Annotated in this window: 16 protein-coding genes; 5 read left to right on the top strand and 11 right to left on the bottom strand. The window is 61.4% G+C overall.

Annotated features, from left to right (window positions below):
* Positions 1–173 precede the first annotated feature (173 nt).
* The 3 genes from E2H86_RS04455 to ilvD form a co-directional block, all read right to left on the bottom strand.
* Entirely contained in the window at positions 174–941 is a 768-nt protein-coding gene (locus E2H86_RS04455; protein ID WP_133325122.1) for a sulfite exporter TauE/SafE family protein, read from the bottom strand.
* Between the two features lie 56 nt (positions 942–997).
* Entirely contained in the window at positions 998–1,960 is a 963-nt protein-coding gene (locus tag E2H86_RS04450) for a hypothetical protein (RefSeq protein WP_243744027.1), read from the bottom strand.
* Between the two features lie 560 nt (positions 1,961–2,520).
* Positions 2,521–4,362 carry a dihydroxy-acid dehydratase gene (gene ilvD / locus E2H86_RS04445; RefSeq protein ID WP_133325120.1) on the bottom strand — a complete coding sequence of 614 codons (1,842 nt, stop codon included), beginning with the start codon at positions 4,360–4,362 and terminating at the stop codon, positions 2,521–2,523.
* 774 nt (positions 4,363–5,136) lie between these two features.
* On the opposite strand from ilvD, the gene mgtE reads away from it, so the two are divergent.
* Positions 5,137–6,192 (top strand): magnesium transporter, encoded by a 1,056-nt coding sequence (gene mgtE, locus E2H86_RS04440; protein ID WP_133325118.1) that lies wholly within the window; start codon positions 5,137–5,139, stop codon positions 6,190–6,192.
* 64 nt (positions 6,193–6,256) lie between these two features.
* Here the strand turns inward: mgtE and E2H86_RS04435 are convergent, their stop codons facing one another.
* Together E2H86_RS04435 and E2H86_RS04430 are read right to left on the bottom strand one after the other, a co-directional pair.
* Positions 6,257–7,453 carry a class I SAM-dependent rRNA methyltransferase gene (locus E2H86_RS04435; RefSeq protein WP_133325116.1) on the bottom strand — a complete coding sequence of 399 codons (1,197 nt, stop codon included), beginning with the start codon at positions 7,451–7,453 and terminating at the stop codon, positions 6,257–6,259.
* A gap of 127 nt (positions 7,454–7,580) precedes the next feature.
* Positions 7,581–8,120, bottom strand: coding sequence for a type 1 glutamine amidotransferase domain-containing protein (locus E2H86_RS04430; protein WP_133325114.1), 540 nt, complete (start codon positions 8,118–8,120; stop codon positions 7,581–7,583).
* A 208-nt stretch (positions 8,121–8,328) separates the two neighbouring features.
* Between E2H86_RS04430 and E2H86_RS04425 the strand changes: the two genes are divergently transcribed.
* Complete coding sequence (locus E2H86_RS04425; RefSeq protein WP_196171387.1) at positions 8,329–9,147, top strand: HDOD domain-containing protein; 819 nt, start codon at positions 8,329–8,331, stop codon at positions 9,145–9,147.
* Positions 9,148–9,150: 3 nt separating this feature from the next.
* Positions 9,151–9,963 carry a bifunctional DNA-formamidopyrimidine glycosylase/DNA-(apurinic or apyrimidinic site) lyase gene (gene mutM / locus E2H86_RS04420; protein ID WP_133325110.1) on the top strand — a complete coding sequence of 271 codons (813 nt, stop codon included), beginning with the start codon at positions 9,151–9,153 and terminating at the stop codon, positions 9,961–9,963.
* 42 nt (positions 9,964–10,005) lie between these two features.
* On the opposite strand, the gene E2H86_RS04415 is transcribed toward mutM, so the two are convergent.
* From E2H86_RS04415 to E2H86_RS04395, 5 genes are all read right to left on the bottom strand, one after another.
* Complete coding sequence (locus E2H86_RS04415; protein WP_016489663.1) at positions 10,006–10,257, bottom strand: YfhL family 4Fe-4S dicluster ferredoxin; 252 nt, start codon at positions 10,255–10,257, stop codon at positions 10,006–10,008.
* Positions 10,258–10,366: 109 nt separating this feature from the next.
* Positions 10,367–10,846, bottom strand: coding sequence for a pantetheine-phosphate adenylyltransferase (gene coaD / locus E2H86_RS04410; protein ID WP_133325099.1), 480 nt, complete (start codon positions 10,844–10,846; stop codon positions 10,367–10,369).
* A 112-nt stretch (positions 10,847–10,958) separates the two neighbouring features.
* Positions 10,959–12,557 (bottom strand): GMC family oxidoreductase, encoded by a 1,599-nt coding sequence (locus E2H86_RS04405; protein ID WP_133325097.1) that lies wholly within the window; start codon positions 12,555–12,557, stop codon positions 10,959–10,961.
* A 25-nt stretch (positions 12,558–12,582) separates the two neighbouring features.
* Complete coding sequence (locus E2H86_RS04400; protein ID WP_133325095.1) at positions 12,583–13,068, bottom strand: twin-arginine translocation pathway signal protein; 486 nt, start codon at positions 13,066–13,068, stop codon at positions 12,583–12,585.
* Positions 13,069–13,078: 10 nt separating this feature from the next.
* Positions 13,079–14,509, bottom strand: coding sequence for a coniferyl aldehyde dehydrogenase (locus E2H86_RS04395; RefSeq protein ID WP_133325093.1), 1,431 nt, complete (start codon positions 14,507–14,509; stop codon positions 13,079–13,081).
* Between the two features lie 153 nt (positions 14,510–14,662).
* Here E2H86_RS04395 and E2H86_RS04390 point away from each other — a divergent pair, with 153 nt between their 5' ends.
* On the top strand, positions 14,663–15,328 hold the full coding sequence (locus E2H86_RS04390) for a TetR/AcrR family transcriptional regulator (RefSeq protein WP_133325091.1): 666 nt from the start codon (positions 14,663–14,665) through the stop codon (positions 15,326–15,328).
* 35 nt (positions 15,329–15,363) lie between these two features.
* Positions 15,364–16,218, top strand: a complete 855-nt coding sequence (locus E2H86_RS04385) for a sulfurtransferase (protein ID WP_133325089.1) — start codon at positions 15,364–15,366, stop codon at positions 16,216–16,218.
* A 15-nt stretch (positions 16,219–16,233) separates the two neighbouring features.
* On the opposite strand, the gene E2H86_RS04380 is transcribed toward E2H86_RS04385, so the two are convergent.
* A complete protein-coding gene (locus E2H86_RS04380) occupies positions 16,234–17,226 on the bottom strand; it encodes a hydrolase (protein ID WP_133325087.1) in 993 nt (330 codons plus the stop codon).
* Between the last annotated feature and the right edge of the window lie 45 nt (positions 17,227–17,271).

The raw sequence follows: 17,271 nt of genomic DNA, 5'->3' as shown, positions 1-17,271 counted from the left end.
TTACGGCTGAGCCCTGGCATCGCAGACTGTCAGGGCTCCTTTAGCCATTCTGGATGGGCCGCATACATACCGGGCACGAACATCCCTCACGGCAGTGGTGGGGGGTAAACCCAGTGGTCAAGTCAATCGGGCCCGCTAGCGTAACGGGTCAGTGCAGTCTCGGTGGAGGTAATTTATAAGAACAAAGACACGCCCAGTCTTCCAATCAGAAAGACCAAGATTAGTAGAAAGAGGGTTCTGATCAATCCGCTTCCGTATCGCAGCGCCAGGAATACGCCTGTCACAGAACCAGCGATGTTGCAGGCAGCCACCAGTCCGCCGATCATCCACAAAACATTCCCTGATGATATGAAAAATACCAGTGCTGCACCGAAGGTCCCCACGTTTACCAGCTTTGCTGATACTGAGGCATTGAGAAAGTCAAACCCGAAAAACCGGACAAATACGAACAGTAGGAGACTGCCGCTACCAGGACCGAAGATACCATCATAGAAACCAATAGCCCCTCCCAAGACAGTACCGAGTAGTACGGTTCGAGTAGTCAGATCTAAATTCCGGTCGACGTGGCCGAAATCCTTTTTGAAGAAGGTGTACGTCGCCATGGTTATAAGAAGACTAAAAACCACGTACTCCATGAAAATTTTGGGAATAATTGATACAGAATAAGCCCCGAGATAGGAAGATGCGAGTGCAGATAACGACATGGGTGCCACAAGCTTCCATTTTATTCTGATGTTTCTTGCATAGCGAAGTGTTGATGTTAACGTGCCTGCTAGCACCGCTAGTTTGTTCGTCCCGAAAACGGTAGCCAGGCTGTACTGAGGGAGCGCGTGCAGTAGAGCGGGAACTTGTATTAGTCCGCCTCCCCCCACCGCTGCGTCAATTAAACCACCGCAGAAAGCAAAGAACCCTAAAGCTAACAGTGCATAGTCAACGGTCATAAATGATACCGAGTTTATGGCGTGGAGGATGGCCGTTCTCATTGCCCGTCGATGAATTAACCACCAAGTCCGTGCTGTAAAAGGGCTTGATGCAGAGAGCAGAAGGCTTTGCCGACGCGCTGATTATAATCAATCATCTTTTCCTTGAGTTTACATAGATCGAAATCCAAGTTGGCGAGTTGATGGTACTTCTGCACAGCAGCTAGCGCGTGTAAACCATGGCGACTTTCAACGGTGCCGGAGTGACTCATTACATATCCATTCGCCTTGCGCAGTGCGACGTTATCGTTGGCTAGAGAGGGGTGCATGTCTATGATTTTATTGTTTATATATTGCGCTAGAAAATTATATTCGCTTCCGTTCCACAGTTCTGAAGCCACAGCGGTCATCATTGCGTTTATCACAGCGTATCTGTATTGATCAGACTCGACAGGGAGTTTATGTCCTGCTACACCGGTCCGGTATAGAAATTCAGAAAATTCGCTACATTCATCTACTGAGTACTGGCAATTCTCCCAGCCGTGAGCTCCGAATGCTGCAGCCATGCTCGGAAACATTCCGTCATGGCCGGAGTGTCCCAAACCCAAGTCATCTTTCGCTACCTCGTACATATGCGCCATTACAGTGTTGTGCATATGTTGTTCCGCAATGTTGACGTACAGGGCGTCCCGGGATAGCCGCACGATCAGTTTGGCCGACACCAGACTTGTTGTCTTGTGTGTTTCGTTCCATCCATGAAAGAAAATTAACAGGCCAATGTCTGCATTTCGTTTGTCGAGAAAGGTAAGTAGTGCACGCTCGGCTCGCTGCTGGGACAAGACTGTCTCAGGGTGGTGAAATACATCTTCCAGCATTGCTTTTATTTCACTTGCGCGTTCTATTTGAGCAAGCAGCGGTCTATGACGCAAGCCGTTGATGTATTCTCGCTCAGGTATTTTGAGCCTCTCGATATGCTTTTCAAAATTGCTTATGAAAAGTGTAGAGAAATCTTGCATGGATCTGGCTTTCATGTCACGCATTGCGGAGCCTCATTTAGTTATTTTTAAGCGAGTTATACGCGAAGCGAAAATCCATTAGCTTTGTCGAAAGGTATAAGCGCGTGCAGTAACTTTAGGTACGGTTACTGGGTGTGTGTGAATTGGTTATCGGATGCTTGAATAAGAGCACGCGTTTCAAATGTCGTCAATGCACTTTTTCGTGCTCGTTGAAATATCAGAGAGTTCCTACGGATACGTCTTCTTGCTCAGTAGGATGGTTCTGTAGTTGGGTTGGATAGAAGATGTTGCGGCGATGACTTGTTCTAGTGCGCTGAAATGCCACTCCCCTTTAATTGCATGCGACATCGCTCAGGGCTGGCTTGGTAGAGACGATATAGGATTTATTACGTCGTGGAGATTATCCGGATATTTCGTAATGGAGCGGGCTGGAGGGCTGGTCTTGCATTTCCAGGCACTGTAAGAAGATTGATTTCTTGTGCACGATGTTCCGAGCTCAAAAAAGTGCACAAGTGCATTGATTGTCCTGACCCGAAATGAAAAACCGGCGCTTGAAGCGCCGGTTTTCTTTTGCCATGAAACCCTTACAGCCCTTCGAGCATCGCCTTGTTACGCACTGCACCCTTGTCGGCGCTGGTGGCCAGCAGGGCATAGGCCTTCAGCGCGGTGGTCACCTTGCGCGGGCGGACTTCGGCGGGCTTCCAGCCTTTCTTGTCCTGCTCGATACGGCGGTGGGCCAGCTCTTCATCGCTGACCTGCAGGTTGATCGAACGGTTGGGGATGTCGATCAGGACCTTGTCGCCATCGCGCACCAGGCCGATGGCGCCGCCGGCAGCGGCCTCTGGCGAGGCATGGCCGATCGACAGGCCCGAGGTACCGCCCGAGAAACGGCCGTCGGTGAGCAGGGCGCAGGCCTTGCCCAAGCCTTTGGATTTGAGATACGAAGTCGGATAGAGCATCTCTTGCATGCCCGGGCCGCCTTTCGGACCTTCGTAGCGGATGATGACGATATCACCGGCCTTCACCTCGTCGGCGAGGATGCCGCGTACGGCGCTATCCTGGCTCTCGAAGATCTTCGCGGTGCCTTCGAACACCAGGATCGACTCATCGACACCGGCAGTTTTCACCACGCAGCCGTCCAGCGCGATGTTGCCATAGAGCACGGCCAGGCCGCCCTCTTGCGAGTAGGCGTGCTCGACGCTGCGGATGCAGCCGTTCTCGCGGTCGTCGTCGAGGGTTTCCCAACGGGTCGACTGGCTGAAGGCGGTCTGGGTCGGGATACCGGCTGGGCCTGCCTTGAAGAAGGTGTGCACGGCTTCGTCATCGGTCTGGGTGATGTCCCATTTGGCGATGGCTTCTTCCATGCTGCGGCTGTGCACGGTCGGCAGGTCGGTGTGCAGTAGGCCGCCACGGGCCAGTGAACCGAGGATGCTGAAGATGCCGCCGGCGCGGTGGACGTCTTCCATGTGGTACTTCTGGATGTTCGGCGCCACCTTGCACAGCTGCGGCACCTTGCGCGACAGGCGATCGATGTCGCGCAGGTCGAAGGCGACCTCGCCTTCCTGGGCGGCAGCCAGCAGGTGCAGGATGGTGTTGGTTGAACCGCCCATGGCGATGTCGAGCATCATGGCGTTCTCGAACGCCTTGAAGTTGGCGATGCTACGCGGCAGCACCGAGTCGTCGTTTTCGCCATAGTAACGCTTGCACAGCTCGACGATGGTGCGCCCAGCGGTGAGGAACAGCTGTTCGCGGTCGGCATGGGTGGCCAGGGTCGAGCCGTTGCCCGGCAGGGCCAGGCCCAGGGCTTCGGTCAGGCAGTTCATCGAGTTGGCGGTGAACATGCCGGAGCAGGAACCGCAGGTCGGACAGGCACTGCGCTCGTACTCGGCGACTTTCTCGTCGGAGGCCGAAGAGTCGGCGGCGATGACCATGGCGTCGACCAGGTCCAGGCCATGGCTGGCCAGTTTGGTCTTGCCAGCTTCCATCGGGCCGCCGGAGACGAAGATCACCGGGATGTTCAGGCGCAGGGCGGCCATCAGCATGCCGGGGGTGATCTTGTCGCAGTTCGAGATGCAGACGATGGCATCGGCGCAGTGCGCGTTGACCATGTACTCCACGGCGTCGGCGATGATCTCGCGGCTCGGCAGGGAATACAGCATGCCGTCATGGCCCATGGCGATGCCGTCGTCGACCGCGATGGTGTTGAATTCCTTGGCTACGCCACCGGCGCGTTCGATCTCGCGAGCGACCAGCTGGCCCAGGTCCTTCAGGTGCACATGGCCTGGGACGAACTGGGTGAACGAGTTGGCGATGGCGATGATCGGTTTCTTGAAGTCTTCGTCCTTCATCCCGGTGGCGCGCCACAGGGCACGGGCGCCGGCCATGTTGCGGCCTTGGGTGGAAGTCTTGGAACGATAATCAGGCATGTAACACTCCTGGCGGCTTGATCAGGTCACGAATAGGGGAGTGAGCTTCTCTTGTCCTTAGCGCCGCAGGCCGGTTGCCACTGGCACGGATGGGGCCAAGACTTCGCGGGATCGCCGCGTGCTTGGCCAGAGCTCATAAACCCGCCGGGGATGACTGGCGATGAATACGCCGATTCTACACCGCTGGCGCGGCGAGGGAATGAATTAGCGTGTGCAAGCCGAGGTGCGGTCGTGCCCAGCTAACTATATAGGGCCCGTTGCAGGCGCAGATCAGTAACCTGGCAGGGACTCATCGACCCCAAAAGGACTTGATCATGCAAACTACTTACACCGGTTTTTGCCTTGGCGGCCTGCTTTTTGGCTGGCCACAGCGGCGCAGGCGCACCGTGCAATTGAGTGAGCTGCCCCTGCCGAGTACCCACGACACGGCAACCTGCTTTCTACGGGTCTCGTTTCGGTAGGGGAGGTCGACTTGATTGCCAATATCATTGCCAATAACCACCACGTCGCGCATGACTTGGGGAAATGATTTGTAGGTCGCTTCTGAAACGCACATCCCTGCCTTTTTCCCTGCAGACGCGGCTGGCCACCTTGCCTATTATCCCCACGCCGCATGTGCGGCTCGACGAGATTCATTCTTGATGGACCTTCCCAGTTTTCGGTTCGACACGAACCCACGATCTGGCACTGAGTGCGTTGTCGCCAGGGCTTGCGAAGACCTGAGCCTGTCTGGCTGAGGTCTCCGGGCGCCTGCGTCGGCGCCTGGAGAACTGCATGCAACCTGTTTCCGATTTTCGTGATACCCCACGGGCCCTGCGCCTGGCCGCCCAGACCCGCCGCGATGAGCTTCTGCAGCCGGAAGGCTATGGCGACGGCACGGCTGGCCGCTTGATGAGCGGCGATTATTCGAGTCTCGATGCCGGCCTTACGGCCAGCCAGGCCATCGACATGCTCCGTCGGGAAGCGGCAGACGCCGAAACCATCTATCAGTCCTATGTGCTCGATGCGCAGCGTAACCTGCTGGGTACGCTGTCCTTGCGAGAATTGATACTCGCCGCGCCTGATCAGCCCATCGAGGACATCATGGTGCGCGACGTGATCAGTGTTCGCACCGCAACCCACCAGGATGAAGTCGCACGGCGGATCCGCGAGCACGAGCTGCTAGCTGTGCCGGTGCTCGACGAAGCGGGCTGCCTGGTGGGAATCGTCACCTACGACGAAGTGCTCGATGTGGTGGTGGGCGAAGCCACAGAGGATTTCCACAAGGGCGCATCGATCACCAACCATGTCGGTAACCTGGGCGATGCCACGGTCGGCCTGTTATACCGCAAACGCGTGCTGTGGCTGGTGGTACTGGTGTTCGGCAATCTGTTCTCAGGCGCGGGTATCGCCGCCTTCGAAGAAACCATCGCTGCCAATATCGTTCTGGTGTTCTTCCTGCCGCTGCTGGTGGACAGTGGAGGCAACGCCGGGGCACAGTCGGCGACCTTGATGGTGCGTGGCCTGGCGACGGGCGAGGTGGTCATGGCGGACTGGCTGCGCATGCTCGGGCGTGAATGCGGTGTTGCGCTGGCGCTTGGCTGCACCATGGCGGTGGCGGTGGCATCGCTTGGGGCGCTGCGCGGTGGTGCGGAAATTGCCCTTATCGTCGCCAGCAGCATGCTGGTGATTGTCCTGGTGGGCAGCTTGATCGGCATGAGCCTGCCGTTCATGTTCACCAGGTTGAAGCTCGATCCGGCCACTGCCAGTGGCCCACTGGTGACCTCGATCGCCGATGCGGCCGGGGTGTTGGTGTACTTCGGGATCGCATCGTATGTACTGAATCTCTGATTCGGTACTTGCACGAGGTCGATTGGCCCGAGTGCCGGCAAGCCGGCGCTCGGGCCAATGCGGATCAGCTGTTGGGCAGCAACCGGCAGGTGATGCTCTTGATGTAGCGGGTTTCGGCGATGGCCGGGTGGACCGGGTGATCAGGGCCCTGGCCGCCGCGCTCGAGCAGTTGCAGGTTGCGGTCCAGGTGGCGGGCGCTGGTCAGCAGGATGTTGTGCAGATCGTCCTCGGGCAGGTGCATCGAGCACGAGGCGCTGACCAGGATGCCGTCCTTGGTCAGCATGCGCATGGCCTGTTCGTTGAGGCGACGGTAGGCCGCTTCGCCGTTTTTCAGGTCCTTCTTGCGTTTGATGAAGGCGGGTGGGTCGGCAATGATCACGTCGAAGCGTTCTTCGGCGGCCTTGAGCTCGCGCAGGGCCTCGAATACATCGCCTTCGATGCAGGTCAGCTTCTCGCTGATGCCGTTGAGCGCGGCGTTGCGTTCGACGCCGTCCAGGGCAAAGCCCGAAGCATCGACGCAGAACACCTCACTGGCGCCGAACGCGCCGGCCTGCACGCCCCAGCCGCCGATGTAGCTGAACAGGTCGAGTACGCGCTTGCCTTTCACATAGGGCGCCAGGCGTGCGCGGTTCATGCGGTGGTCGTAGAACCAGCCGGTTTTCTGGCCTTCGCGTACTGGGGCTTCGAACTTCACGCCGTTCTCTTCGAGCGCCACCCAATCGGGCACTTCGCCGTAGACGGTCTCGACGTAACGTTCAAGGCCTTCGGCGTCACGGGCGGCCGAGTCGTTCTTGAACAGGATGCCACTTGGCTTGAGCACCTGTACCAAGGCGGCGATCACGTCGTCCTTGTGTGCTTCCATGGTGGCCGAGGCGAGTTGGACCACGAGGATATCGAAGAAGCGGTCGACCACCAGGCCCGGAAGCAGGTCGGAGTCACCGTAGACCAGGCGGTAGCAGGGCTTGTCGAACAAGCGCTCGCGCAGCGACAGGGCGACGTTCAGGCGGTGCACCAGCAGCGATTTGTCGAGCGGCAGCTTGGCATCGCGCGACAGCAGGCGGGCACAGATCAGGTTGTTCGGGCTCAGCGCGACGATGCCCAGGGGTTTGCCGCTGGCCGCCTCGAGGACTGCTTGCTGACCGGCCTGAAGGCCTTGCAGTGGGGTGGCGGCAACATCGACTTCGTTGCTGTAGACCCACAGGTGGCCGGCGCGCAGGCGGCGGTCGGCATTGGCTTTGAGGCGAAGGCTGGGCAGGGACATGACGTCGCTCCGGAAAAAAGAGCGGGATTATAGCGTGTTGGTCCCTGGGGCGGTGCGGGGTTCGACAAAGTGTTGGGCCCCATCGCCGACAAGCTCGCGCCTGCAGCGATGGGACCGCAGAGATGGATCAGCCTTTCAGGGCCTTGATCAATGCTTCGTTGAATGCGGGGATATCATCCGGTTGGCGACTGGTGATCAGGTTACCGTCGACCACCACCTCTTCATCCACCCAGTTGCCCCCTGCATTGCGGATATCGTCCTGCAGGGTCTTGTAGCTGGTCATGCGCTTGCCTTCGACAAGCCCGCAAGACACCAGCAGCCAGCCGCCGTGGCAGATCACCGCCAGTGGTCGACCTGCGGCGGCATGGCTTTTCACCAGCTTTTGCGCACCAGGGATCAGGCGAATGGTGTCGGAATTCTGTACACCACCTGGCAGTACCAGGGCATCGTACAAGTCCAGGTTGGCGGCTTCGAACGTCGTGTCGACGGCAAATTCATCCGCCGGTTTGTCGTGGTTCCAGCCGCGCACCGAGCCTTGTTTGTCGCTGAGGATATCCACGACCGCACCGCACTGTTGCAGGGCATCGCGAGGGCCGGTCAGCTCGACCTGCTCGAAACCATCGGTTACCAGGAAGGCGACGCGCTTGCCGTTCAAATCGGTACTCATCGGTGGTACTCCTTTTTCAGTAGGGCTGTACCAGAAGGCCTGCGCTGCGAGGGCAAAGTTCCTGCGCAATGCGCCAATGGTTACAGCGCTGCCGATTGCTGCGTCAGGCGCTGGACAGAGGTTAGAATCGCCCGTCCCCATCGAGTAAGCACTAATGTCCCAGGAACTCAGCGCCGAGCAGATCCAGCAAGCCCTGCAAGGCATCACCATCCCGCCGCAACCGCAGATCATGGTCGACCTGCAGTTCGAGCAATACATGCCCGACCCCGACCTCGAGACCATCGCCAAGCTGATCTCCCAGGATCCGGGCCTTGCCGGCGCCCTGCTCAAGTTGGTGAATTCGCCGCATTTCGGGCTTTCCAACAAGATCGGCTCGATCCAGCGTGCAGTTAACCTGTTGGGTAGCCGCTCGATCATCAACCTGATCAACGCCCAGTCGATCAAGGGCGAGATGAGCGACGAGACCATCGTTACCCTCAATCGCTTCTGGGACACCGCCCAGGACGTGGCCATGACTTGCCTGACCCTGGCCAAGCGTACCGGCATTCAGTCCGCGGACGAGGCCTACACCCTCGGCCTGTTCCACGATTGTGGTGTGCCGTTGATGCTCAAGCGCTTTCCGGAATACATGGAGGTGCTGGAGGATGCCTACGCCAAGGCCGATGAGCGGACCCGGGTAGTGGACACCGAGAATCGAGTGTTCAACACCAACCATTCGGTGGTCGGCTACTTCACCGCCAAGTCCTGGCGCCTGCCGGAGCACATCAGTGCGGCGATCGCCAATCACCACAATGCCCTGGCGGTGTTCCGCGAAGAGTCCTCGCGCAACGCCCAGACTCAGCTCAAGAACCTGCTGGCGGTCCTGAAGATGGCCGAGCACATCTGCGCCTCCTATCGAGTGCTGGGCAATCAATCGGTCGATCACGAGTGGCAAGCGGTCGGCCCGCTGGTACTGGACTACATCGGTCTGTCGGAATACGACTTCGAGCAGCTCAAGCAGAACATCCGCGAGCTGGGAGGGCACTGACGCATGCCAGAACTACCAGAGGTCGAGACGACCCGGCGCGGTATCGCTCCGCATCTGGAGGGCCAACGGGTCAGCCGTGTGGTGGTGCGCGACCGCCGCCTGCGCTGGCCGATCCCGGAGGACCTGGATGTGCGCTTGTCCGGGCAGCGTATCGTCACCGTGCAGCGACGGGCCAAGTACCTGTTGATCAACGCCGAGGTCGGCACGTTGATCAGTCACCTGGGCATGTCGGGCAACCTGCGCCTGGTCGAGGTGGGGCTCCCCGCGGCCAAGCATGAGCACGTGGACATCGAATTGGAATCGGGGCTGATGCTGCGCTATACCGACCCCCGTCGGTTCGGTGCGATGCTGTGGAGCCTCGACCCGCTCAATCACGAACTGTTGCTGCGCCTGGGCCCGGAGCCGTTGACCGACCTGTTCGACGGCGAGCGGCTATTCCAGCTGTCCCGTGGGCGTTCGATGGCGGTCAAGCCGTTCATCATGGACAACGCAGTGGTGGTGGGGGTGGGCAACATCTACGCCACCGAGGCGCTGTTCGCCGCTGGCATCGATCCGCGCCGGGAGGCAGGCGGGATCTCGCGAGCCCGTTACCTGAAGCTGGCCATCGAGATCAAGCGGGTACTGGCGGCAGCCATCGAGCAAGGCGGTACTACCCTGCGCGATTTCCTCGGCGGGGATGGGCAGCCGGGATACTTTCAGCAGGAACTGTTCGTCTACGGGCGCGGTGGCTTGCCCTGCAAGCTATGCGGCACGACTTTGCGCGAGGTGAAGCTCGGGCAGCGCGCCAGTGTGTTCTGCCCGCGCTGCCAGCGCTGATACAGGCGCCCCTTCGCCGGCTTGTCGGCGATGGGGCGGTGATCAGTCCTTGCCGGTGATGCGGCGGTACTTGGCCATCAGTTGCTCTTCGGTCTCCGGGTGCGCTTCATCCAGTGGGATGCAGTCGACCGGGCAGACCTGCTGGCACTGCGGCTCGTCGTAATGGCCTACGCACTGGGTGCACAGGTTGGGGTCGATCACGTAGATCTCTTCGCCTTGGGAGATGGCCTCGTTCGGGCACTCGGGTTCGCAGACGTCGCAGTTGATGCAATCGTCGGTGATGATCAGGGACATGGGGGCTCCGGCCTGGGCATTGGGCCCGGGCATGTTCAAACGCAATGGGCACAATTGTGCCGCATTCGCGCCCGCAGTGCACGCGGGCGCGATGATCAGGCGGTGTAGCTCACTTCTTGAAGCGCTCGGTCAGTGCGTCGGCCACCGCCGGGTGGACGAACTTGGTGATGTCGCCGCCCAGCGCCGCGATCTCCCGGACCAGGGTCGAGGAAATGAACGAGTAGCGCTCCGAGGGCGTCAGGAACAGGCTTTCGACGTCCGGGGCCAGTTGCCGGTTCATGTTCGCCAACTGGAACTCGTACTCGAAGTCCGATACCGCTCGCAGGCCGCGCAGGAACACGTTGGCGCCTTGTTCCTTGGCGAAGTGCGCCAGCAGCGAGGAGAAGCCGATGACTTCGACATTGGGCAGGTGCTTGGTGACCTCACGTGCCAGCGCTACCCGTTGTTCCAGAGGAAACAGGGGGTTTTTCTTCGGGCTGGCCGCTACCGCGATGATCACGTGGTCGAACAGCCGCGAAGCGCGCTCGACCAAGTCGCCATGGCCTTTGGTAATGGGGTCGAAGGTACCTGGGTACAACACTCGGTTCATCGCGTCATCCTGGCTGGAGTGCGTCGGGAGTCGGATGGTAGCGCAGCGAACGCGCTGCGGCCAAGTGACACGGTCGGCCGAAGGTAATTATGGACAGTCTCTGGGTTCGTCTTCATGCGCCGTTGGCCAGGCGGCGGGCAAGCGCATCGGTGAGTCTGGCACTGATGGCATATACCGACAGTTGTGGGTTGGCGCCGATGCTGGTGGGGAATAGCGAGCCGTCGTGAATCGACAGGTTTTCCAGTTGGTGATGGCGGCCCAGGCTGTCGCAGACTGCCTGGCGCGGGTCTTCGCCCATGGCGCAGCCACCCATCACGTGGGCGCTGCCCAGACGCGTACGAAACGGCTCCAGGCGCAGGCGGTCGATCATCCCACGTGTCTGCGCCAGCTCGCTGGCCCGGCCGGCATCGCTGTGCAGCGGCATGACCTCGGTGGCACCAGCGGCGAACTGGATCTGCGCCATGCTGTGGTACGCCCGGCGCAGGCCATCGCGCAGGTAGTCGGTGATCGGGTAGTCGAGTACCGGCGAGCCATCGCTGCGCAACGTCACGTTGCCGCCAGGGCTGTCGGGGTGGAAGCCATCACGCAGCAGCGCCAGCATCACGTGGGTGTGCGGCAGTTCGGCCATGCGCTGGGCGTTGTCGGCCCCATGTCCGCCGAACAGAGTGCTGGCCAGGGCCGGATGCAGCGGCGGTACCTCCAGTTTGTAGCCGACGGGCCCGGTGACGCCCGCCGCCCACTGAAAATGGTCGCTGTAGATCGATTGCGGAGCACCGTAGTACGGGTCGATGCGTTCACTGAAGCGCGCGGCACTGAAGTTGACCAAGTGCAGGAAAGTCCGCCGACCCAAGCGTCCATGCGGGTCGGGGGCCTCGGAGCGCATCAGCAGGGCGGGGCTGTTGATGCCGCCGCCCGCCAGAATGTAGTGCCGGGCGCGTATCCGGATGGTGCGCCCGGTACGCTGAACGCCTTGGGCGTCCAGCGCCTGGCAATGGAGGTGGGCGATGCGCTCGCCGTCGTGCTCGAAGCGCTCTGCACGGGCCAGATACAGCAGTTCGCCACCCTGTTCGAGGGTGGCGGGGATTCGGGTGACCAGCATCGACTGCTTGGCGTTGACCGGGCAGCCCATGCCGCAATAGCCGAGGTTCCAGCAGCCACGCACGTTACGCGGGATCACCGCCCAGCGGTAACCGAGCTGTTCGCAACCGCGGCGCAGCACTTCGTTGTTGGCATTGGGGGGCATGGCCCACGGCGTGATACCCAGTTCCTGTTCCATGCGCTCGAACCACGGGCGCAGGGCGTCGGCGTCCAGGCCGGTCACACCGTGTGCCGCAGCCCAGTGGGCCAGGGTCGGTGCTGGCGTGCGAAAGCACGAGGCCCAGTTGACCAGGGTGGTGCCGCCCACGGCGCGGCCTTGCAGAATGGTGATGGCGCCATCCTTGCTCATCCTGCCCAGGCCTTCCTGGTAGAGGCTGGCGTAGGCCTCGTTCTCCAGCAGGTGGAAGTCGCTGCTGGTCTTGAGCGGGCCTTCCTCGATCAACAGCACCTTGAAGCCCGCCGCACTGAGCATCTGCGCGCTGGTGGCGCCACCAGCGCCGCTGCCGATCACGGCGATATCGGCCTCCAGGTTCAGGTTCTGCTCCAGGCGCGAGCCGTCGTAGGTGATCCAGCCGCGCTCCAGGCCTTGGCGAAAGGGGTCGGTCACTGGCATTTGCGATGCTCTTGTGGGTTGTCGGTCAGATGTTCGGTGGCCCAGGATAGCCGCAGGCAGCCCACGCTTCCGGGCGCTCGTACCAGGCCATCAACAGCAGTTGCAGCAGCGAGGCATGCCCCATGCGCAGCAGGTTCAGCGAGCTGTCCTGCCAGCGTTGCAGGAAGGCCGTGACCTCCCCAGGACTGGCCTCGGACCAGGCGCCCCAGATACCGGTCAACGGACCTCGCGTCAGGGGCAGGCTGAGCACGTCGAACAGCTGTCGGGTGAGCTTGAGCATTTCCGGCGACAGCGCCGCCAACGTGTGGTCAAGGCTATGCAGGACCAACGTGTCGCTGGCGCCTGTGCCAGCAAGGACCACTGGGATCAGCGCCAGCAGCACGGGCAGGTCGTCTTCGCGCAGCGCCTGGTAACCGCTGGCAGGCGTTTGTTGGGTGCAGCCGAGCAGGCTGGCGGTGCCGAGGAAAACACTGGCACCGAGGCTCAAACGCAGCAGATCACGACGATGCATGGCCCGGACCTCAGCGGATGAAAAGCTTGTAGACCAGGCGCTGCAACGCTTTGCCATAGGGCGGGTAGATCAGCCGGGCGGCATTCAGGCGCTGTTTGGCCAACACGGCCTTGGCCTTGCTGAAGGTCAGGAAACCATCGTGACCGTGGTAATGACCCATGCCGGAAGGGCCGATGCCACCGAATGGCAGGTCATCCTGAGCCACGTGCAGTAGGGTGTCATTCAGGCAGACGCCGCCGGAATGGCTGTGCTGCAGCACCCGGCGTTGCTCGGCTCGATCGTATCCGAAGTAGTACAGCGCCAGTGGGCGCGGGCGCTGGTTGATATAGTCCAGAGCCTCATCGAGGTGGTCGTAGGGCACCAGCGGCAGCAAAGGGCCAAAGATCTCGTCCTGCATCACCTGCATGCCGTCGTTGACCCCCAGCAGCAGATGGGGCGGCAGGCGTCTGCCTTGGGGGGCCTCGCCAGGGTACAGGTCGATGACCTCGGCACCTTTTCTGCGGGCATCGTCCAACAAGTGCTGCAAGCGCTGCCACTGCCTGGGGTTGATGATCGCGCTGTAGTCGTTGTTGTCAGCGATGCGCGGGTACAACCGGTGCACCGCCTCGCGGTAGGCCTCGCTGAACGCCTGCAGGCGTGCTCGGGGCACCAGGACGTAGTCGGGGGCGACGCAGGTCTGGCCGGCATTGAGGGTCTTGCCGAAGGCGATGCGCTCGGCGGCTGTCGCCAAGGGCACGTTGGCCGAGACGATGGCCGGAGACTTGCCGCCCAGTTCCAGGGTCACTGGCGTGAGGTTTTGCGCGGCGGCCAGCATGACCTGGCGTCCGATAGAGGTGGCGCCAGTGAACAGCAAGTGGTCGAACGGCAGCCTGGCGAAGGCCTGGCCGATCTCGATCTCGCCCAGCACCACGCTGACCAGGTCTGCCGGGAACACCCGCTCGAGCAGCGCCTTGAGTGCCTGGGCTGTGGCCGGTGTGGCCTCGCTGAGCTTGAGCATGACCCGGTTGCCAGCGGCCAGCGCGCAGGTCAGCGGGCCGATGGCGAGAAACAGCGGGTAGTTCCAGGGCACGATGATGCCGACTACGCCCAGGGGCTGGTAGAGCACCCGGGCATTGGCCGGCTGGAAGGCCAGGCCGACGCTTCGCCTGGCCGGGCGCATCCAGCGTTGCAAGTGGCGCTCGGCATGGCGGATGCCTTGCACCGAGGGCAGTAGCTCGGCCAACAGGGTCTCATCGGCGCTTCGGCCGTCGAAGTCCTGGTCGATGGCAGCGATCAACGCCTGTTGCTCTGCCAGCAGTGCTGCCCGCAGGCTTTTCAGCCATTGTCGGCGCTGCGCCGCAGGGGGCATGGGATTGCCGGCGAAGGCCTGGCGTTGGGTGGCGAACGTCCACGCCAGGTCGGTGTCCGATGGCACAGCAGTCAGGGCGATGGGCGAGGTCACGGCGGTGTCCCGTCTCGGCTGGTTTTTTCTAGAGCCTATACTCTAAAAGTGACCCTGGCGCGATTTTTTTTCACGCAACCCGACGGTGCATCAGCAGCGCGATACACCGTAATATGGCGGCATTATCGAGAGCCTGCAGATTGGGAGCTGAGCATGGCCCCGCGCATGAAGACCCGCGAGCGCATCGTGCACAACAGCCTGGAGCTGTTCAACCAGCAGGGCGAGCGGAGCGTCACCACCAATCACATCGCCGCGCACCTGGAAATGTCGCCCGGCAACCTGTACTACCACTTCCCCAACAAGCAGGCGATCATCGCCTTGCTGTTCAGCCAGTACGAAGCGCTGGTGGACAGCTTTCTGCGTCCGCCGCAGGGGCGCGCGGCCACTGTCGAGGACAAGCGTTTCTACCTCAAGGCGTTGCTCGCGGCGATGTGGAACTACCGTTTCCTGCACCGCGACCTGGAACATCTGCTCGACAGCGACCCCGAGCTGGCTGCCCGTTATCGGCGTTTTTCCGAGCGCTGCCTGCGCCAGGGCCAGGCGATCTACCGTGGTTTCGTCGAGGCCGGGATCCTGGCCATGGAGCCGGCGCAGATCGAGTCGCTGACCATCAATGCCTGGATCGTCCTGACCTCATGGGTACGTTTTCTCAGCACCACCCGCGAGCATTCGGCGCACTTGGGGGAAGAAGCCTTCAAGCGCGGTGTCTATCAGGTATTGGTGCTGGAGCTCGGCTTCGTCACCGCCAATGCCCGCGGTGCCGTGGAAACGCTCTGCGAAGAATTCCACGTTCCGTTCAATCAGGCCCTGGAGCACTAGGCCAGGGTCACCGTGCCATCGATCAGGAGACTGTCATGCCCCTTGCGCAATTGATCACCCCGCAACAGCTGGCCGAGCGTCTGGACTCGCCCAAGCTGGTGATCCTCGATTGTCGTTTTGCCCTGGAGGATGCCGACTACGGCCAGCGCAGCTATGCCGAGGGGCACATCGCCGGGGCGCATTTCGCCGACCTGGAACGTGACCTGAGCGGCCCGGTGAGCAAGGGCAGGACCGGCCGCCATCCGCTGCCGGATGCGCGCCGACTGGTCGAACGCCTGCGCGAATGGGGTGTGGACGACGACAGTGAGGTGGTGCTGTACGACGATGGCCCCGGCGCTTTCGCTGCCCGTGCCTGGTGGTTGCTGGTCTGGCTGGGCAAGCGCAGCGGTGTGGCGATCCTCGATGGAGGTCTCAAGGCCTGGCACGCTGCCCATCTGCCGCTGAGCCTGGATCCGCCGGCCAAACGCGAGGGTAGCTTCGAGGGCGAGCCGGACCCCAGGCTGTTGATCGATGCGGAGCACTTGGCCAAGCGCCTGGGCAGCGCCGAGTTGACCCTGGTCGATGCGCGGGCGTTGCCACGTTTTCGCGGCGAGGTGGAGCCCATCGATCCAGTGGCAGGACACATTCCCGGCGCCCAATGCGCGACATTCACCGACAATCTCGGTTCGGATGGGCGCTTCCTGGCGCCAGAAGCGCTCAAGCAGCGCTTTGCCCAGCTATTGGCCGGGCGTGCGCCCGAGCAGCTGGTGGCGTACTGCGGGTCCGGGGTGACGGCGTGCCACAACCTGTTCGCCTTGGCACTGGCAGGCTACCCGCTGGGCCGGCTGTATGCCGGGTCGTGGAGCGAGTGGATCAATGATCCGCAGCATGGCGTGGCCATTGGAGAGTAGCCCAGGCTGAAGGGTTTAACTGCCTTCGACCAGCCACTGCGGAATTCGCCGCTCCAGGTAATAGCTCGGATTGCGCAGGCTGCCCTCGACGAAGCCCACGTGGCCGCCGCGCGCATGCAACTCTAGCTGCGTCCTTGGCGCCAGTTCGTTGGTCGTTGGCAGGCTGTGGCTGGAAACGAAAGGGTCGTCGGCGGATTGAATGATCAGTGTCGGTGTGCGGTTCTGCCCCAGGAAATAGCGGCTCGACGAGCGGCGATAGTAGTCCTGGGCATCGGCGAAACCATTGAGCGGGGCTGTCACCTTGCCGTCGAAATCCCAGAACGTCCGCAGGTTGCGCAAGGGTCCAAGGCGGTCCAGGGTGGCCAGCCGTTCGTGGTGCCCCTGGTCACGGAAGTGACGCTGCTTGACCTGCACATAAGCAAGCATTTCTCGCATGAAATGTGCCTGGTAGACCTTGGAAAAGCCCTGGCCAATGCGGTCGGCGCATAGATCCAGGCGAAACGGCACCGACACCGCCACGGCCGCCTCCAACCCGCTGGCCGTACCGCTTTCACCCAGGTACTTGAGCAGCACGTTGCCGCCCAGCGAATAGCCCACGGCATACAGTGGGGCCATGGGCCGCTGGGCTTGCAGGTGGGCGACGACTTCGGCCAGGTCTTCGCTGGCGCCAGAGTGATAGCTGCGTGGTAACAGGTTCGGTTCACCCGAACAGCCGCGCCAGTTCACAGCCACACTCGCCCAGCCGCGGGCCTGCAGCGATTGCTGCAAGCCTTTGACATAGGGCGAATGGGAAGAGCCGGTGAGACCATGCAGGATCATCACCAAGGGCGAGCCGGGCTGATGCGGCCCATGCCAGTCCAGGTCGAGGAAGTCGCCATCGGCCAGCCATAGGCGCTCGCGGTTGCGTTCGAGCGTCGGCAGCTTGCGCCACAACGGTCCCCACAGGGTCTGCAGGTGAGGATTGGACAGGCCGGTGGCCGGGCGGAAGCTGGCGGTAAGACTGGGCATGCTGGGCGACTCGTGTTGTGCCTGTCTAGAGTGCCACGAAATACC

This window comes from Pseudomonas putida (assembly GCF_004357765.1).
In the GTDB taxonomy this organism is placed as follows: domain Bacteria; phylum Pseudomonadota; class Gammaproteobacteria; order Pseudomonadales; family Pseudomonadaceae; genus Aquipseudomonas; species Aquipseudomonas putida_U.
This window is presented reverse-complemented; position numbering and strand designations above follow the sequence as displayed.